Raw genomic sequence first — 15,778 nt, 5'->3', positions numbered from 1 at the left:
GTTTTGACGTGACCGATGCCACGGCTCTTGCAGCTGCCGTTTCGGCAGGGCAGATCACTGCCGCCGACGCGATGGAAGCAAGCCTTTCCGCCTGCCACGCGCAGGCGGATCTGGGCGCCGTGGTGTTTCTGGACGAAGACATGGCCCGCGCCGGCGCGAGGGCAGCAGATGCAGCGCCATTGGACCAGCGCGGGCCCTTTCACGGGGTTCCGTTCCTGGTCAAAGACCTCGGCGGTTCCGCCAAAGGGCTGCCCGCTGCTGCCGGGTCTGCGGCAATCCGCGCGCAAGGGCGAAAATCCGAAACTGACAGCTGCCTGCTGCATGAATTGCGCCAGACCGGCCTGATCCCTTTTGGCGTGTCGGCAACACCGCCATTCGGCCTTTCCCTGACATGTGAACCAGATGGCATGGCTGCGGCCCGCAATCCGTGGAATCCCGCGTTGACGCCCGGTGGCTCATCTGGCGGCGCCGCGGCTGCGGTTGCAGGCGGCATCGTCGCCATTGCTCATGCCACGGATGCGGCCGGATCTATCAGAGTCCCAGCCGCGTGCTGCGGCTTGACCGGGCTCAAGCCGTCTCGTGGTGCGGTGCCCGGGGGCCCTGATTTCGCCAATCACCTGATGGGGATAGCGTCAGAACTGGTTCTGGCGCGGTCCCTACGCGATGTAGAAACCGCCTTTCAAGCCGTAGCCCAGCCCATGGCCCCGGTACATCCGGCGGACCACCCCCGCATTGCATTGGCACTGCCCGAGCGTTGCGGAACTGACCAGTGCAAAGCCGCCAAGGATGCGGCTGACGCTCTGCGCGATGCAAGCTGCGAGGTGCATGACATTTGTACCCCGGACGAGATGGGGGCCGAGGCTCATGCAATTGCCCGAACGATACTGGCTGTTTCGCTGGCCGAGTGGCTCATTGCACTCAGGATCTCTGATGACCAGGTTCCACCGCTTGCCGCTGCCATGGCTGCCGAGGGCCGTGCCACATCCGCCACCGCGCTTTTTGCGACCTCAAGACAGCTTGCGCGCCTGACATATCGTGCTCGCAAGATTTTCAGTTCTGTGGATGCTGTCCTGATGCCGGTCCTATCGCTTGCGCCGCCTGTTATCGGCACTTTGGACCTTTCTGGCGCCTCCGCGGATGAACACATGGCGCGGTTGGAGGCCTTTGCCCCAAACGCAGCACTTGCCAATGTCGCGGGCTTGCCGGCTTTGGCATTGCCCTTTGGCATGGCAAATGGCCTGCCAATCGGTTTGCAACTGATGGGACCACCCGGCTCGGATCTTGCGTTGCTGAAACTTGGCGCTCTGATCGAGGCGCGTGCGCCCGAACTTACCTTTCCGTCTCCAATCGCAGGCCTGCCCACATGAACAAGGTTCTGGAACTTCACGGCATAACAAAGCGTTTTGGAACGCTTACCGCCAATGATGATGTGACCCTGTCATTGGCCCAGGGTGAAATCCTTGCATTGTTGGGTGAAAATGGCGCGGGTAAGACGACGCTGATGAACATCCTGTTCGGCCATTACGCAGCCGACGAAGGCTCTGTCACGGTGTTTGGCAAAGCGTTGCCTCCGGGTCTGCCCCGCGCAGCGATCGAGGTGGGTGTGGGCATGGTACACCAGCACTTTACGCTTGCGGGCAACCTCACGGTTCTTGAAAACGTCATGCTTGGTTCAGAACCCCTGACACGCGCACGGTCCGCACGTGGCGAGGCGCGCGCAAAGTTGTTGCAGATCGCGGATCGGTTTGGTCTGCCCGTGAACCCCGACGATAGGATCAAGTCTCTTTCCGTGGGTGAACGTCAACGCGTCGAAATTCTGAAAGCGCTGTACCGAGACGCGCGCATACTGATCCTGGATGAACCCACGGCCGTTCTGGCCCGGCCCGAAGCAATGCGCCTGTTCGAGACGCTGCGCGACATGACGAAAGAGGGTCTGTCGCTTATTTTCATCAGTCACAAACTGCATGAGGTCATGGCGGCCTCTGACCGTGTGGCCGTTCTTCGTGGCGGTAGGTTGGTCGCGGAACGCAGGACCTCTGAAACCACCCCCGGAGAGTTGGCGGAATTGATGGTTGGCCGCAAAGTGGAACGGCCCGTTCGTCAAGACCACGAGATTGGCGCGCCGGTTCTGGTCGCAAACGATGTGCGCGTGGAAAAAGACGGTGAATTGCGGCTGGATGACGTGTCTTTCACTGTCCACGCTGGCGAGATCCTTGGTATCGTCGGCGTATCAGGCAATGGTCAGGCCTCGCTTGGCGGGCTGTTGTCTGGACTGATCCACCCTGGCGCCGGGAAGTTGACACTGCTGAACAAGGATATCGGCCATCTGGGCCCGCGCGGCATGATCCAGGCTGGCGCAGGCAGGGTACCGGAAGACCGCCATACAGAAGGTGTCGTGGGTGAATTGAGCCTGTGGGAAAATGCAGTTCTTGAACGTCTGCGCACACTAGAGTTTTCGCGCCGAGGCTTTGTCCGACAACGCGCTGCCCGAGAATACACCGCAGGGCTTATCGAACGATTTGATATCCGAGGGGCCAGTCCCGACACGCGCACACGGCTGCTGTCTGGCGGCAACATGCAAAAGCTGATCCTGGGGCGAGTCCTGACCAACGGACCGCGTTTCGTGCTCGCCAACCAGCCGACGCGGGGCCTTGATGAAGGGGCAATTGCCGCAGTTCATGCCGAGCTTCTGGCCGCACGGGCCGAGGGTGCTGCGATCCTGCTAATTTCGGAGGAACTGGAAGAAGCCGTAGCTCTTTCAGACCGGATACAGGCCATCGTAAAGGGTCGATTGTCGAAACCGATATCCGCTGATGAGGCTGACCCGCAACGCCTTGGCCTGATGATGGCAGGTGTCTGGAAGGAAGATGATGATGCGGCTTGAACGACGCACATATGTACCGCTGTACCTTGTGGTCATTGCGCCGCTGGCCGCGATCTTTACCGCGTTGTTATTGGCTGCGGGTCTAATCGCAGCGGCAGGTGTGAACCCGCTGACTGCCTATGGTGAAATGCTGACCGGCGCGCTTGGTTCGCGCCTTTCGATCACCGAGATGCTGACCCGCGCCACGCCGCTGATATTTACCGGGCTTGCCGCGGCCGTCGCCTTTCGGGCGCGTCTTTGGAACATCGGCGGCGAGGGGCAGTTCTTCGTCGGCGCGCTGATTACCGCGTGGATCGGGCATTCTCTCGGGGTTTCCGGATGGATCGGGATTCCGATTTTGATGCTGGCGGGCATGGCGGCGGGTGCGGCCCTGTTGGCGGGCCCCGCTTATTTGCGCCTGCGTTTCGGGGTGGATGAGGTGGTGACGACCCTACTGCTCAACTTCATTGTGATCCTTTTCGTCGGCCTCATGATCGAGGGTCCGATGCGCGATCCGATGGCCTTTGGCTGGCCTTCCTCAGTGCCCGTGAGCGGAGAGTACCGCCTGCCGGATCTTATTCCCCGCACGCGCCTTCATATCGGGTTGCTTTTTGCCATCGCGGCAGCAGGTGTTGTTTGGCTGATCCTGGCCCGCACGGTTTTTGGTGCTGAAACACGCGCCGCAGGCTTGAACGCCAGTGCCGCCGCCTTTGCCGGAATTTCCCTTCCAAAAACGATCATGGGTGTGGCCCTGCTGTCAGGCGCTTTGGCAGGGCTGGCAGGTTCCGTCGAAGTCATGGGTGTTACAGCCGGGGTCACGACAACCATGAGCCCCGGATTCGGCTATGCCGGCATCGTCGTCGCAATGCTGGCCGCTTTGCATCCGGCGGGTGTGGTCGCCGCCGCGGTTTTCGTCGCCACCGTTTTTGTCGGGGCCGATGCCATGAGCCGCGCAACCGGCGTTCCCAGCTTCATTGCCGACGTGATCGTGGCGCTCTGCCTGCTCACCATGATCGTGGCCCTTCTTTTCACAACTTACCGGGTGCGCCGATGAGTGATGCAATTGACCTGCTGCTGAATACCAGCCTCTGGGCGTCCGTGCTGCGCATTGCAACGCCGCTTATTTTCGGAGTCCTCGGCGCGTTGCTCTGTGAACGTTCGGGTGTTCTCAATCTAGGGATCGAGGGGATCATGACCATGGGCGCGATGAGCGGTTGGCTTGCCGTCTACATGGGCGCGCCTTTGCTGGTTGGCCTGATGATAGCGGCACTTTGCGGCGCAATGTTAGGATTGCTGCACGCCATGCTAACGGTCCCGCTTGGATTGTCGCAACATGTCTCGGGGCTTGGCATCACGCTGTTTGCATCCGCGCTGGCCTACTACCTTTACCGGTTGCTTGTCGAAGTGGGCGATCTGCCCCCGACGATAGAACCTTTCCAGCCACTCGATGTTCCGGGTGTTTCCGATATCCCCATTTTGGGTCCGATCCTGTTTTCCCAGGCTCTGCCGACCTACCTCGCTCTGTTTGCGGTGGCTGTGATGGCCTACGCCCTTGCCCGGACACCGCTGGGGCTGGCCATTCGCATGACCGGTGAAAACCCGCACGCGGTTGAGGCGCAGGGGCTGAACCCCATTCGCATTCGCATTGGTGCAGTGGTTGTCGGATCAGCGTTGATGGCAGTGGGTGGCGCGTTCCTGACGACAACGGCGTTCAACAGTTTTTTCCCGGGCATGGTTCAAGGACGCGGGTGGATCTGCATCGCACTGGTTGTGTTCGCAAGTTGGCGGCCTGGCAAGGCGTTGATCGGTGCCGTGCTGTTTGCTTTTTTCGATGCATACCAGTTGCGGCTGCAAACGGCGATTGAAGGCGTGCCATATCAACTCTTCCTGATGGCGCCCTATGTGCTTTCCATCGTCGCGCTCGTTCTTGTGGCCCGCAGGGCCGAGGTGCCTGCCGCGCTGATGGCACCCTATCGGCGCGGTGAACGTTAGGATCAGGGTTCACAACCAGTGGATGACTGGTCGTTGCAAGCGCGAAAGGGGCAGGACATACATGAGACGTCGCTTATGGCGGGTTGCGACATTGGTGCCCGTGCCTTTCGTGTTGGGCGGAATGTTGCGTCAACACCTTGGGCAAGAAGCCATTGATCGCAATGCAGTACGCCAATAACCGCTGGCAATGACGATGAGAAGCCGCCTTTTGTCTTTCGTTCTGACGTAGTTGCCTAGTTGCCTGCCGACTGCAATCTCCGACGGTCAGCGGCGGTTGCATTTCTCTCAACGACAGTCCGGTTGTATGGGTCTTTCAACTCATAACGGCCAAACTCGATCTCTTCTTTCCAGCCATTGGCATAGTTCACTTCGATATTGTTGCCCTGACGTTCAACTTTCGTCGGGCGGATTCCCGTAGTACCTCCTTGGCCGGACGAGCGCACGTTGTCGATGGAGATACCATCTGCCAATGACCGGAGCCTTGAGACATCGGCGCCTGTCGCCAGCCGTTCTTCCACAGTGCGGTTCTGAGCATTCTTCCTTTCATACCGACCGTTTTCGATTTCTTCCTTGGTTCCATCGGCATAGCGCACTTCGATGCCGTTGGCGTTCGTCTCAACCTTCGTTATGCCGGCAGAGCGCGATGACCCGCCGCCTGACCGGGATAGATCCTTTTTGCCGCTGCCTCGATTTGAACGCTTCGAGTCATCATCGTCATCATCGTCGTCATCGTCATCGTCGTCGCGACCACCTTTGCCGGACCCGGAATTGTCGTCCCTATCATCGTCGCGGTCATCGTCCCTGTCGTCGTCGCGATCACCACCGCGACCACTGTTGCCCGACCCCGAGTTGTCGTCCCGTTCGCCGCCACGATCATCCCCTCGGTCGTCATCGCCTCCATCCCCGTCTTTTCCGCTGCCACTTTTGGCAAAGGCATAGGCTGGTTCAAGGTGCAGGCGACCTTCCGCGTCAAACTTCGGCACGTAAGGCGTCGCGGCAATCAACGAAGCCAGTGCTGCTGTGCTGAGAAGCTGGCCCAGTTTTCCTTGAAGTTTCATTTTTTCGCCTCCGGTTCTGTTCGACCCAACTCATGGTGTCGGTGACAGGTTATCCGGGGCTTTGCGTCCCAACATCGGGCTTAGGTCTGATGGATTGCGGGCCGAACGTCCCCGCCAAAACCACGACTTCGGTCGTAGTCGATTGCACCAAGTGGTTTAAGAAACCTGGTTCGGTTGTGCTCCGTTACCCTTCAGCTCGTCATCGGGTTCGAGATGAATGACAAAAACAGAACCCGGATAAAGACGTTCCAATGCGTGTTCGATTTCATTGCAGATGTCATGGGCTGCGCTGACCGGCATTGCGCCGTCCACAACAAGGTGAAACTCGACGAAGATGACATTCGCGGATCTGCGCCCCTTGAGGTCGTGATATTCCAGCGCAGCGCCCAGATTGTTTTCAATGGTGCTGGAAACAACCTGCAAGTCATGTTCAGAAAGGCTCACATCCATCAGGCCGTCAACGGACGCACGAATGACTTTCCAACCTTCCCACAGGATGTTCAGCGCGACCAGAATTGCAAGGATCGGGTCAAGGACAAGCCAGCCGGTGACAAGTGCAAGTGTGAGCCCCGCGATGACACCAACTGACGTCATGACATCTGTAAAAATGTGCCGCGAGCTTGCCTCCAATGCAGGTGAACCTTCGCGCCTGCCGACTTTAAGCAACAGGTAGGCCCATGCGCCATTCACGCCCGTTGCAATGACATTGACGGCGATTCCAAGAAAAGGCGCATCTTCAAGATGCGGACTTGGAAGTGCCAGCACGGCCTCTCTGATGATCAAGAACGCCGCCAACACAATCAATGCGCCCTCGACGACAGCGGAAAGATACTCGGCTTTCTTGTGGCCAAAGGGGTGGTTTTCATCAGGGGGCTTGTTTGCGACCCGAACCGCAAAATAAGCCAGCAGGGCCGCTGCGACATTGACGGTGGATTCCATCGCGTCCGACAACAACGCCACCGAACCTGTCAGCCACCAGGCCAGCAGCTTCAGGGCCAGTACCGCCAGGGATATCGGAATGGACCAAAGCGCGATTTTTTGTGTCATTTGGCCACGACCCTCAATCAATCCTGAACAGAAACGCGGGCGTGTGCTGCGTTCCGGTGCCCAGAACGTAAAACAGGAGTTTGGCGAAAAGGGAATAGGCCTTGCGGCTTCGTGCTGACGGCTGGCAAGGACATCTGGCATCGGCCGCATGGCGCCAAAGAGGGTTACTCTGACGGCGAGTCTGTCGGTGACGCGGGCACGGCCTTGAGATATGCCGCAATCGCCAGACGGTCGTCATCCGTAAGGCGGGATGTGTTTTCGATGACTTCGACCATCTCACCACCCGCGCTATCATAATCCGGCGTGAAACCGGATTTCAGATACTCGGCAATATCAGCCTCGGACCAATCCAGTTGGGCAGAAGTCAGCCCGGGGATGCGTCCCTTTCCGCTGGGGTTTGGTGCACCTGTCAGCCAGAGATCGCGCTTCAGGCCCCCTAGCCCGTTACGCGGCGTGTGACATTCTGCGCAATGTCCCAACGCCTCTACCAGGTATCGACCTTGAATTTGCTGGTCAGTCAGATCGCCTTCCACAACCCAGCCCGGTTTCAGATACAACAGCTTCCACCCGCCCAGCCCGCGTCGAATATTGAAAGGAAAGCCAACCTCGTGCGCTGCGCTTTGGCTTGGAACCGCCGGCAGAGTGCCGAGGAAGGCATGCAGTGAAACAACGTCCTCGGCTGACATGTTGGCGTAGGACGTATAGGGAAATGCGGGGAAATAGTGCTGTCCTTCGGGCCCGGTCCCGTGGAGCAGGGCATTGGCCAGATCCGATGCGGACCACGATCCGATGCCGGCAACCGGATCACTGGATATGTTCGGGGCTATGAACGTGCCGAAATCCGACGCAAACCGACGACCGCCAGCGAGTACCAGCTTTTCCTCACCCGTTGCGTTCGGAGCAGAATGACAGGACGCGCATCCAGCCGCGTAAAACACTGCCTCACCTCGACTGAGATCAGGGACAATCCCGTTCAGTTGTGTCTGGTCAACTGTTTTCGGACGGGTCAGCACCAAACCGACCAGCCCGACCAGTACAGCGATACCTGCGGCGAAAATGAACACACGCCGCATGGCCAGCGCTCCTTTAGTCTTTCGGTGCCCTGTAAGCCTTATGACATGCCGAGCATGATCCGCCCAGATCACCCATCGCCGCCTTAAGGGCATCGACATCCTGGCCTGCCGCCGCCTGCATCGCAACGGCGGCTTCCGCCATGGCCTGACCTTTTGCGCTTACATCCGGAAAGTTCTCCCAGATGGCTGGCAAGGCCCGGGTGGACGGGTCGGACGCATTGTCGGATCCGGCAGGCCACATCGCAGATTGATCGATCTGCGTCAGAACAACCAGGTTATTTGCGGCCCGTGTCGCTGCCTCGGCATCATATTCAATCTCTCCCTTGGCCATGCCGCCCAACGTGCCAAGATTGAAGGCATAGAGCTGCATGATTGAGGTCCGAGCCTTCACCGCAGGATTTTCGCTTTCATGGGCGATGGCTGATCCAATAACGGCTACCGACAACAAACCTGCCGCAACGGCCGGGATTTTCTTGATCATTGTGCGTCTCCCTGTTCAATGCGTCGAATACTAGCCTGAACATTTTTTCTTGTAATTGTTTGTTATTTGTTGTTCCTTGTTAATTTATGCACAACCAAAACTGGGATGACCTTCGATACGCGCTGGCCGTAAGGAAACACGGATCATTGAATGCGGCTGCCGGGGCGCTTGGTGTCACTCATGCAACGGTGCTGCGCAGAGTCGCCGCGCTTGAAGACCGTTTTGGATGCGTGATCTTTCAAAAACACCCGTCAGGGTACACTGCCCTACCCGAGGCCAGAGCTATTCTTTCGGCGATGGAAAGCGTTGAAGAGGCCGTACTTTCCGTAGAGCGGGCAATTGTAGGGGCAAACCGGTCCCCTGCGGGTCAGGTCCGCATTGCGTCTACGGACAGCCTTTGTCAGTTTGTATTGCCCCAAATTCTGACTGAGATATCGCGGCTTTATCCCGATTTGGAGCTGACTTTGTTAAGCGGCAACAGCCATCATGATCTGTCAAGGTTGACCGCGGACATCGCAGTGCGACCCTCGATCAAACTTGAAGAAGGGCTTGTCAGCGAACGTGCGGGAACATTGTCATTCGGCGTTTTTGACGACGGTTCCCCAAACCGAAAATGGATGAGGCTTGATGGAGCGTTGAGCCGCTCGCTTCCCGCCAAATGGCTGGCCGAACATGTCAGCGCCGATGAAATGACCAACGGGGCAGACAGCTTTTTGGTGCTTCAACAGATGGCAGCATCCGGGGTGGGCAAAACGATCCTGCCCTCGTTTATTGGGAACGCGGATCCTAGGCTTCATCGGTCGTCAGAAATTGATCCCAGAATAGATGTCCCGCTGTGGGTGGCGGCTCTGGACGAGATAGCGCGCACTCCGAGATTTGCCATCGTGCAAAGAGCTTTGGTTGAACGCCTTTCCATTGCTCTGCCGGGGTGACAAATCAAAAATCTCGCCCGTAGGTATGGCTCCTCCAAGGACGGCTTTGGGCCGATGCGCTGATCGTCTGGACGGAGTTTTGAGCGAGCTCCGTGTACTTCCTGCAAGGCCACGCGTGCTTTCTGTCTGCCGCCTGCGCGATTGCGCGACCGAGGGTTCTGACATGATCCGAGTTCCGAATCCGAACGCTGGTGAGTTCAGACCAAGGTCGGTGGTGCGGTCAGGGATTGTCGTTCATAGTTGATCACGAAATGAGACCCGAGATTTCTGATCTGTCAGTTCGCAATTGGTCATTGTCGCGCGTTTTTCTTGCGGCTTGCATTGTCGTGATGGGAACGGCCACCGCGATAGTTGGCGCATGGGTGTCAAATCGGATCGAGAATGCAGTTGTCCAAAATTCTGCCAATTCCGCAGCGCTGTATATGGAGAGCATCGTATCCCCTCTCAGCCAGGAACTTGCATACGGGGATCGTCTTTCCGATCAAGCAAGGCGGGCACTGGACGAAATATTCATGACCCAGCCGATGCGGGACCGCATTGTGTCTTTCAAGTTTTGGAAACAAGGAGGCGTGATCGCGCACGCGTCGGATCCAACCATCATTGGCAGCCGTTTCGATCCGACTGATGATCTGAGCCGAGCCTGGAGCGGAGAGATTTCGGGTTCTTTCGAAGATCTCGACCATGCCGAAAGCGCCGCAGAAGCAGCACTTGGGATCCCGCTGCTTGAAGTGTACAGCCCGATCCGCGAACTCTGGTCGGGCGATATCATTGCAGTTGCAGAGTTTTACGAGAAAGCCGAACAGCTGGAAGTTGATATGGCCAAAGCCCGCCGGACAAGCTGGCTGGTCGTCGGGTCAGCATTTGCAGCAAGCACAATCGTGCTGTTTTCCATCGTGGCAATCGGTGACAACACCATTCGACGTCAGGGGCGCCTGTTGGAGCGGCGTCTGAAAGAGAGTGAGCAGATGGCAGAGCAGAACGCCAGGCTGCGGTCGCGCGTGGTCGAAGCGTCGGAACGATATGCCACGCAAACAGACCGGTTTCTGAAGAAGCTTGGTTCCGAGCTTCACGACGGTCCCGCTCAATATCTGTCCCTCGCGGCCCTCAGGTTGGAGGCGGCGTTCTCGGACAGGCCTGAAAAGCCTGCTGAGGCCGAGGAGATTCAACAGTCTTTGCAGAAGTCCCTGGCCGAAATTCGCGCGTTGTCGCGGGGGTTGTCCGCTCCGGACATCGACAATCTGGCGCTGATTGATGTGGTGAAAAGAGCGATAGAAGATCACTCGGAACACAGCCCGTTACGGCCGGATGTTTCACTTCAGGGAAGCCAGACGATCGAGTTGTCCGTGTCCGACAAGCTGTGTGTTTTCCGGTTCCTTCAGGAAACGCTTTCCAACGCCGCCAGGTATGCTCCGAATTCTCGATGCACGGTCATTTGCGAGGCGCATAACGATCGGGTCGTCATTCATGTCAACGATGACGGGCCCGGATTTGACCCCTCGGACGGAAAAGTACTGCGTGACGATGGAGGCCAGGGGCTCTTGGGTTTGCGAGATCGGGTTGAGAGTATCGGCGGCAGGTTCGAAGTCAGGTCAAGCCCTGGCAAAGGTACCTCTGTCACAATGATACTATTTCCCAGAAAGATGAGTACGTCATGACAACATCTGTCGTAATAGCGGATGATCACCCGATTTTCAGGGACGGTTTGCACCGGACATTGGACGAAGCCGATGGGTTCGAAGTTCTCGCTGCCGGCTCGAGCGCGGATGAGGCAATTTCACTTGTCAGCATTCATCAACCTGACATCGCCATCCTCGATCTTTCGATGCCCGGGGGCGGCATAAATGCGACGCGAAAAATCGCGGCCATGGCAAACCCGCCATTTATCGCGATATTGACGGTCTCGGAAAACAACAGTGACGTTGCGGATGCTTTGGAAGCAGGGGCAATCGGCTACATCGTCAAAGGTGTGACGGCTAGCGAACTGACGGCCTCACTGCGCAGCATCGCCGCAGGTGAAGGATTCGTGTCACCCGGGTTGGCCTCGCGCGTGCTGCTTCAGATCAACAGAGAGGCAGAAGCTTCCAAAGACAGTGATGTTCTGGATGATCTCACACATCGCGAGGAAGAAATACTTCGACGTGTGGCGAAGGGGATGAGCAATCGGGAGATCGCAGATCAACTGGATCTTCAGGAAAAAACCGTAAAGCACTACATGACGGCAATCCTCTCCAAGCTCCACGCCCGAAACCGGGTCGAGGCCGCGCTGATCGCGCACGATGCCTGGGGCAAGACCGACTAAACCATGGGTCAAACGTGATTGCATGCTCAATGCTGGCCCTATCGCTTCGAAAAGCGTGTGCACCCGGGATCTGAGATTTCAGTTTCGTGCCGGCAAATCCAGTTGGTGGCAAGCTTTGTTGCACATGTTCGCCCTTGCGCTGTACCACCTCAAAGCGCATGCCCAAAGTGATCTGTCGGTCAGGGCCCTGGCGACCCTGGCCGCGACCGGATGGCGTGGTTCGGCGGATCTTTTGGCCTAACTCTCAGGCCTGTGCCGGAATCCATACAAATAGGGGTCGGATTTGAGACGCTTGGCCGCAAAATCGACAAAGGCGCGCACTTTTGCAGACACGGTGCGGCCCTCTTGATGCACAAGATGGATGGGGACCTCGGGTGGTTCATACGAATTCAGAACGGTCCTGAGCCGCCCGTCCGCAACGTAGGGTGCAACCTGATAGGATAAAAGCCGCCCGATGCCACGCCCTTGAAGCGCCAGCTCGATCACCGCGTCATTGGTGTTCATGCTGATGCGCGGGTTCACGCGCTTTGTCACGACCGTTTCGCTTTTTTGAAAATGCCATTGGGCCGAGGCGTGCAGGGCGGTTGAGTTTATGATCGCGTGATTGGCCAGGTCGTCGGGTGTGTCTGGTTCGCCGCGCGCATCAAGATATGCCGGAGCGGCAAACACGACCTGCCTCACCGCGCCACATCTCACCGCCATCAGGCTTGAATCTGCAAGGTTTCCAATCCTGATCCCGACGCCGAGGCCTTCATCCACCAGATTGACCACGCGGTCCACATAGAGAGTGCGCGCAGAGAGCTTTGGATGCAGTTCCAGAAATTCACCCAGAATCGGAGTGACGAACATGCGGCCGAACAACACCGATGCGGTCACGCTGAGTTCCCCGGTCGGTTCGGCATAGGATCCGACGGCGGCACGCTCTGCCTCCTCGAGATCCATCAGAATGCGTCTGGCATCTTCAAAGAACCTTCGCCCGCTGTCCGTCAGCATGACTGATCGCGTGGTGCGCACAAAAAGACGAAGCCCCAGGCTGTCCTCCAGCATGGAGACCAGTCGGGTTACCGTTGGTGGCGACATATTGAGGTGGCGCGCTGCGGCCGCGAAGCCTTTCAACTCGGCCACCTTCACAAAAACGCTCAGAGCCTGAAATCTATCCAAAAAACTATTCCATATTTTGGAATAATATATTGCCAATTAGGGATATTCTGCAACACCAAGGCTTGGACTAGCTTCACCTCAACCCCAGGGCTCTGCCCGGCTGAGATGGAGAATTCGATGTCACGTCCTTTTGCAGAAATCACTTTTACGCCTTCCGTACGTGCAACACAGGCCAAGAACAAATCGGCTGAAGGTTATGCAAAGTTTCTGGCCGGCGCTGTTCAGGAAGACCTCATCAGCCCGGTCGAGGCCAGCTTCATCGCACAAAGGGACGGCTTCTATCAGGCGACCGTCTCTGAAACCGGCTGGCCTTATGTTCAATTCCGCGGCGGACCGGCAGGCTTTCTGAAAGTGCTGGATGAACGGACGCTGGCCTACGCAGATTTTCGCGGCAACCGGCAATATCTGAGCGCAGGTAACCTGCTGAACAACGACCGCATTTCTCTGATCCTGATGGACTATCCCAACCGGAGACGCCTCAAGATCTGGGGCCGGGCGAAACTTGTTGATGGCGCGGATGATCCGGCCCTGACGCAACGTTTGAGTGACCCGAATTACAGGGGCCACCCGGAGCGGGCCATTGTGATCAAGCTTGAAGCGATGGACTGGAACTGCCCGCAGCACATCCCCCAACGCCTGACCCTGGAAGAGTTTGAAGAGCATATGGCACCGCTTCGCGATGAACTGGCGGAACTGAAAGCTCAAAACACAGAGCACAAAGAAAAGCCCGGCCAGAAACGCTGACCGATGCTGAACCCCGCGCGTTCAGACGCGCCCCCAAAACCCCAAGAAAGGAAATACCCATGTCGCGCAATGTGAAATCCATCCTGAGCGCAAGTCTTCTCGCGCTTACCATCGCGGTGCCATTAACTCCGGCCCCTGCAATCGCAAGTGAGACCGGCATTGAAGCCACCCAAGCGGTAAATTTCCGCGCAGAAAAAATCGGCGAGGTCAATATCGCCTATCGTGAGGCCGGAGACCCGAGCAGGCCAACCGTTCTTTTGCTTCATGGGTTTCCGACCTCGTCACATATGTTCCGCAACCTTATCCCCGAACTGGCCAAGAACTATCACGTGATCGCGCCCGATTTCCCCGGATTTGGGGCCTCGGACATGCCGCAAGCCGAAGACTTCGAGTATTCCTTTGCGAATATCGCCGAAATCATGACGTCTCTGCTGGATCGGAAGGGTGTCGATCAATACGCGGTCTATCTGATGGACTATGGTGCCCCGGTTGGATTCCGGATGTTTGCCGAACAACCCGAACGGGTCACTGGCTTCGTCATTCAGAACGGCAATGCGTATGAGGAAGGGCTGCGCGAATTCTGGGACCCGATCAAAGCCTATTGGGCCGACCCATCGAAAGAGAATGGCGACCAGCTTCGTGGGTTTCTTACTCTGGATGCGACCAAGTGGCAGTTCACCCACGGTGTACAGAGGCCGGAACTGATCAGCCCGGATAACTATTGGCACGTCCAATACCTGCTTGATCGCGAAGGTAATCAGGAGGTGCAACTTGAACTTTTCCTGGACTACGGCACCAACGTTGCCGAGTACCCGAAATGGCAGGCGTTGTTTCGTGAGCATCAACCACCTGCGCTGCTGATGTGGGGTAAGAATGATCACATCTTTCCGGCCGAAGGCGCCCTGCCCTATCAACGCGACCTGAAGGATCTTGAGTTTCATCTGCTTGATACCGGACACTTCGCGCTGGAAGAATATGGGTCTGAAATTGCGGAACAGATGACTGTATTCCTGAACCGCATCACCGCCGCCGGCAACTGATGCGCAACTGGCCGCGCCTCGATCAAGGGCGCGGCCTCATGTTTGGAGACGATCAATGAAAACGCAAACAAACACTGCCAGGGATGTCACGGTTGAAATCGTGCACGGGTTTGTCGACGGTGGCACCGGAGGAAATCCCGCAGGCGTCGTTCTGGACGCTGATGATCTGAGCGCGCAAGATATGCAAACCGTGGCGGCAAGAGTTGGAGTGTCCGAGACGGCGTTTGTCTCGCGGTCCAAGACGGAAGGCTTCAAGCTGGATTTCTTCACACCGAACCGGCGCATCGCTCATTGCGGTCATGCAACAATCGCCGCCTTCTCTCACCTTGATGCGTTGGGTCGGATCCCCAAGCCCGATACTTCAAAGGAAACAGTTGATGGCCCCAGGCGCATACTCATGAAAGACGGCGCCGCCTATATGGAACAATTGGCCCCACGCTACTCGGGTGCTCAGGAATGGATCGAAAATGGCGTGAAACTCGACGATGTGCTGAGCTCTCTCGGGGTCGACAAAACTGACCTGGATCAGAGGTTTGCTCCGGTTCTGGTCAACACCGGCAACAGCTTCATCGTCGTTGGTCTTTCGGATGCGGCGGGCTTTGCCAAAATCAGACCAGATTTGGCCAAAATCAAGCAAATCAGCGAGAAACTGGATCTGATTGGCTATTACGTATTCACGAATGACCCTTCAATCACCAGCCGGGACGCCACAACCCGTATGTTCGCACCCAGATACGCGATAGATGAAGAAGCCGCCACTGGGATGGCGGCCGGGCCACTTGCATGCGTGTTGCACGATTTCGGCGGCACGTCTCAGCGATCATTTGAAATCGAACAGGGGGTGTTTATGAACCCGGCAAGCCCGAGCCTGATAAAGGTCGATCTGGATATCGAGAATGGCGCAATCACGGGCCTCATGGCGGGTGGTTACGGAAAAGCCATGACCTCGGCCCGGATTGCTTTGTGACGCGAAAAGGCCAGGTGTGTCCGCAGCATCAGCTTCGGATGCGCCCAGGTCCTTGAGCGCGAATACACTTCGTCCAAGGGTCCTGCGACGGGACCTTAATCAGCGCAGTGCGCGGCCTCGT

Annotated in this window: 15 protein-coding genes; 10 read left to right on the top strand and 5 right to left on the bottom strand. The window is 57.5% G+C overall.

Annotated elements, in window-relative coordinates; translation table 11 throughout:
* Positions 1-8 precede the first annotated feature (8 nt).
* The 4 genes from GS611_RS12355 to GS611_RS12340 are packed head-to-tail and all read left to right on the top strand — an operon-like array spanning position 9 to position 4,855.
* Positions 9-1,367: an amidase gene (locus tag GS611_RS12355; protein WP_171636043.1), complete on the top strand. Its 1,359-nt coding sequence runs from the start codon at positions 9-11 to the stop codon at positions 1,365-1,367.
* Positions 1,364-2,884 carry an ABC transporter ATP-binding protein gene (locus GS611_RS12350; RefSeq protein ID WP_171636041.1) on the top strand — a complete coding sequence of 507 codons (1,521 nt, stop codon included), beginning with the start codon at positions 1,364-1,366 and terminating at the stop codon, positions 2,882-2,884. Before GS611_RS12355 ends, GS611_RS12350 begins: the two co-directional genes overlap by 4 nt.
* Positions 2,874-3,917 (top strand): ABC transporter permease, encoded by a 1,044-nt coding sequence (locus GS611_RS12345; RefSeq protein WP_171636039.1) that lies wholly within the window; start codon positions 2,874-2,876, stop codon positions 3,915-3,917. The genes GS611_RS12350 and GS611_RS12345 overlap by 11 nt, the downstream gene beginning before the upstream one ends.
* Positions 3,914-4,855: an ABC transporter permease gene (locus GS611_RS12340; protein WP_171636037.1), complete on the top strand. Its 942-nt coding sequence runs from the start codon at positions 3,914-3,916 to the stop codon at positions 4,853-4,855. Before GS611_RS12345 ends, GS611_RS12340 begins: the two co-directional genes overlap by 4 nt.
* A 233-nt stretch (positions 4,856-5,088) precedes the next feature.
* On the opposite strand, the gene GS611_RS21020 is transcribed toward GS611_RS12340, so the two are convergent.
* From GS611_RS21020 to GS611_RS12315, 4 genes are all read right to left on the bottom strand, one after another.
* The gene (locus GS611_RS21020; protein ID WP_216598268.1) at positions 5,089-5,913 is read right to left on the bottom strand and encodes a hypothetical protein; all 825 of its coding nucleotides are present in this window, start codon (positions 5,911-5,913) and stop codon (positions 5,089-5,091) included.
* A 156-nt stretch (positions 5,914-6,069) separates the two neighbouring features.
* Positions 6,070-6,960, bottom strand: a complete 891-nt coding sequence (locus GS611_RS12325) for a cation diffusion facilitator family transporter (protein ID WP_216598267.1) — start codon at positions 6,958-6,960, stop codon at positions 6,070-6,072.
* Positions 6,961-7,124: 164 nt separating this feature from the next.
* The gene (locus tag GS611_RS12320; RefSeq protein ID WP_171636036.1) at positions 7,125-8,033 is read right to left on the bottom strand and encodes a cytochrome c; all 909 of its coding nucleotides are present in this window, start codon (positions 8,031-8,033) and stop codon (positions 7,125-7,127) included.
* Positions 8,034-8,046: 13 nt separating this feature from the next.
* Positions 8,047-8,514: a cytochrome c gene (locus GS611_RS12315; protein ID WP_171636035.1), complete on the bottom strand. Its 468-nt coding sequence runs from the start codon at positions 8,512-8,514 to the stop codon at positions 8,047-8,049.
* 86 nt (positions 8,515-8,600) lie between these two features.
* Here GS611_RS12315 and GS611_RS12310 point away from each other — a divergent pair, with 86 nt between their 5' ends.
* From GS611_RS12310 to GS611_RS12300, 3 genes are all read left to right on the top strand, one after another.
* Positions 8,601-9,446: a LysR family transcriptional regulator gene (locus GS611_RS12310; RefSeq protein WP_171636034.1), complete on the top strand. Its 846-nt coding sequence runs from the start codon at positions 8,601-8,603 to the stop codon at positions 9,444-9,446.
* A 512-nt stretch (positions 9,447-9,958) separates the two neighbouring features.
* Entirely contained in the window at positions 9,959-11,101 is a 1,143-nt protein-coding gene (locus GS611_RS12305; RefSeq protein WP_171636033.1) for a sensor histidine kinase, read from the top strand.
* Complete coding sequence (locus GS611_RS12300; protein ID WP_171636032.1) at positions 11,098-11,745, top strand: response regulator transcription factor; 648 nt, start codon at positions 11,098-11,100, stop codon at positions 11,743-11,745. Before GS611_RS12305 ends, GS611_RS12300 begins: the two co-directional genes overlap by 4 nt.
* A 237-nt stretch (positions 11,746-11,982) precedes the next feature.
* Here the strand turns inward: GS611_RS12300 and GS611_RS12295 are convergent, their stop codons facing one another.
* Positions 11,983-12,906, bottom strand: coding sequence for a LysR family transcriptional regulator (locus tag GS611_RS12295; RefSeq protein WP_171636031.1), 924 nt, complete (start codon positions 12,904-12,906; stop codon positions 11,983-11,985).
* Between the two features lie 117 nt (positions 12,907-13,023).
* Between GS611_RS12295 and GS611_RS12290 the strand changes: the two genes are divergently transcribed.
* From GS611_RS12290 to GS611_RS12280, 3 genes are read left to right on the top strand one after another with little or no spacing between them, the layout of a single operon-like run.
* Entirely contained in the window at positions 13,024-13,650 is a 627-nt protein-coding gene (locus tag GS611_RS12290) for a pyridoxamine 5'-phosphate oxidase family protein (protein ID WP_171636030.1), read from the top strand.
* A 59-nt stretch (positions 13,651-13,709) separates the two neighbouring features.
* Positions 13,710-14,690 (top strand): alpha/beta fold hydrolase, encoded by a 981-nt coding sequence (locus tag GS611_RS12285; RefSeq protein ID WP_171636028.1) that lies wholly within the window; start codon positions 13,710-13,712, stop codon positions 14,688-14,690.
* A 55-nt stretch (positions 14,691-14,745) separates the two neighbouring features.
* Positions 14,746-15,657 carry a PhzF family phenazine biosynthesis protein gene (locus GS611_RS12280; RefSeq protein ID WP_171636026.1) on the top strand — a complete coding sequence of 304 codons (912 nt, stop codon included), beginning with the start codon at positions 14,746-14,748 and terminating at the stop codon, positions 15,655-15,657.
* The last annotated feature ends 121 nt before the right edge of the window (positions 15,658-15,778 follow it).

Origin of the sequence: Ruegeria sp. HKCCD6119 (assembly GCF_013110585.1) — a bacterium.
GTDB lineage: Bacteria > Pseudomonadota > Alphaproteobacteria > Rhodobacterales > Rhodobacteraceae > Ruegeria.
This window is presented reverse-complemented; position numbering and strand designations above follow the sequence as displayed.

Excerpts from the sequence above, each read along its gene's own strand:
- GS611_RS12315 (WP_171636035.1), bottom strand. The coding sequence starts at position 8,514 with ATGATCAAGAAAATCCCGGCCGTTGCGGCAGGTTTGTTGTCGGTAGCC.
- GS611_RS12300 (WP_171636032.1), top strand. The coding sequence starts at position 11,098 with ATGACAACATCTGTCGTAATAGCGGATGATCACCCGATTTTCAGGGAC.
- GS611_RS21020 (WP_216598268.1), bottom strand. The coding sequence starts at position 5,913 with ATGAAACTTCAAGGAAAACTGGGCCAGCTTCTCAGCACAGCAGCACTG.
- GS611_RS12340 (WP_171636037.1), top strand. The coding sequence starts at position 3,914 with ATGAGTGATGCAATTGACCTGCTGCTGAATACCAGCCTCTGGGCGTCC.
- GS611_RS12310 (WP_171636034.1), top strand. The coding sequence starts at position 8,601 with ATGCACAACCAAAACTGGGATGACCTTCGATACGCGCTGGCCGTAAGG.
- GS611_RS12350 (WP_171636041.1), top strand. The coding sequence starts at position 1,364 with ATGAACAAGGTTCTGGAACTTCACGGCATAACAAAGCGTTTTGGAACG.
- GS611_RS12280 (WP_171636026.1), top strand. The coding sequence starts at position 14,746 with ATGAAAACGCAAACAAACACTGCCAGGGATGTCACGGTTGAAATCGTG.
- GS611_RS12320 (WP_171636036.1), bottom strand. The coding sequence starts at position 8,033 with ATGCGGCGTGTGTTCATTTTCGCCGCAGGTATCGCTGTACTGGTCGGG.
- GS611_RS12325 (WP_216598267.1), bottom strand. The coding sequence starts at position 6,960 with ATGACACAAAAAATCGCGCTTTGGTCCATTCCGATATCCCTGGCGGTA.
- GS611_RS12345 (WP_171636039.1), top strand. The coding sequence starts at position 2,874 with ATGCGGCTTGAACGACGCACATATGTACCGCTGTACCTTGTGGTCATT.
- GS611_RS12285 (WP_171636028.1), top strand. The coding sequence starts at position 13,710 with ATGTCGCGCAATGTGAAATCCATCCTGAGCGCAAGTCTTCTCGCGCTT.
- GS611_RS12305 (WP_171636033.1), top strand. The coding sequence starts at position 9,959 with ATGACCCAGCCGATGCGGGACCGCATTGTGTCTTTCAAGTTTTGGAAA.
- GS611_RS12290 (WP_171636030.1), top strand. The coding sequence starts at position 13,024 with ATGTCACGTCCTTTTGCAGAAATCACTTTTACGCCTTCCGTACGTGCA.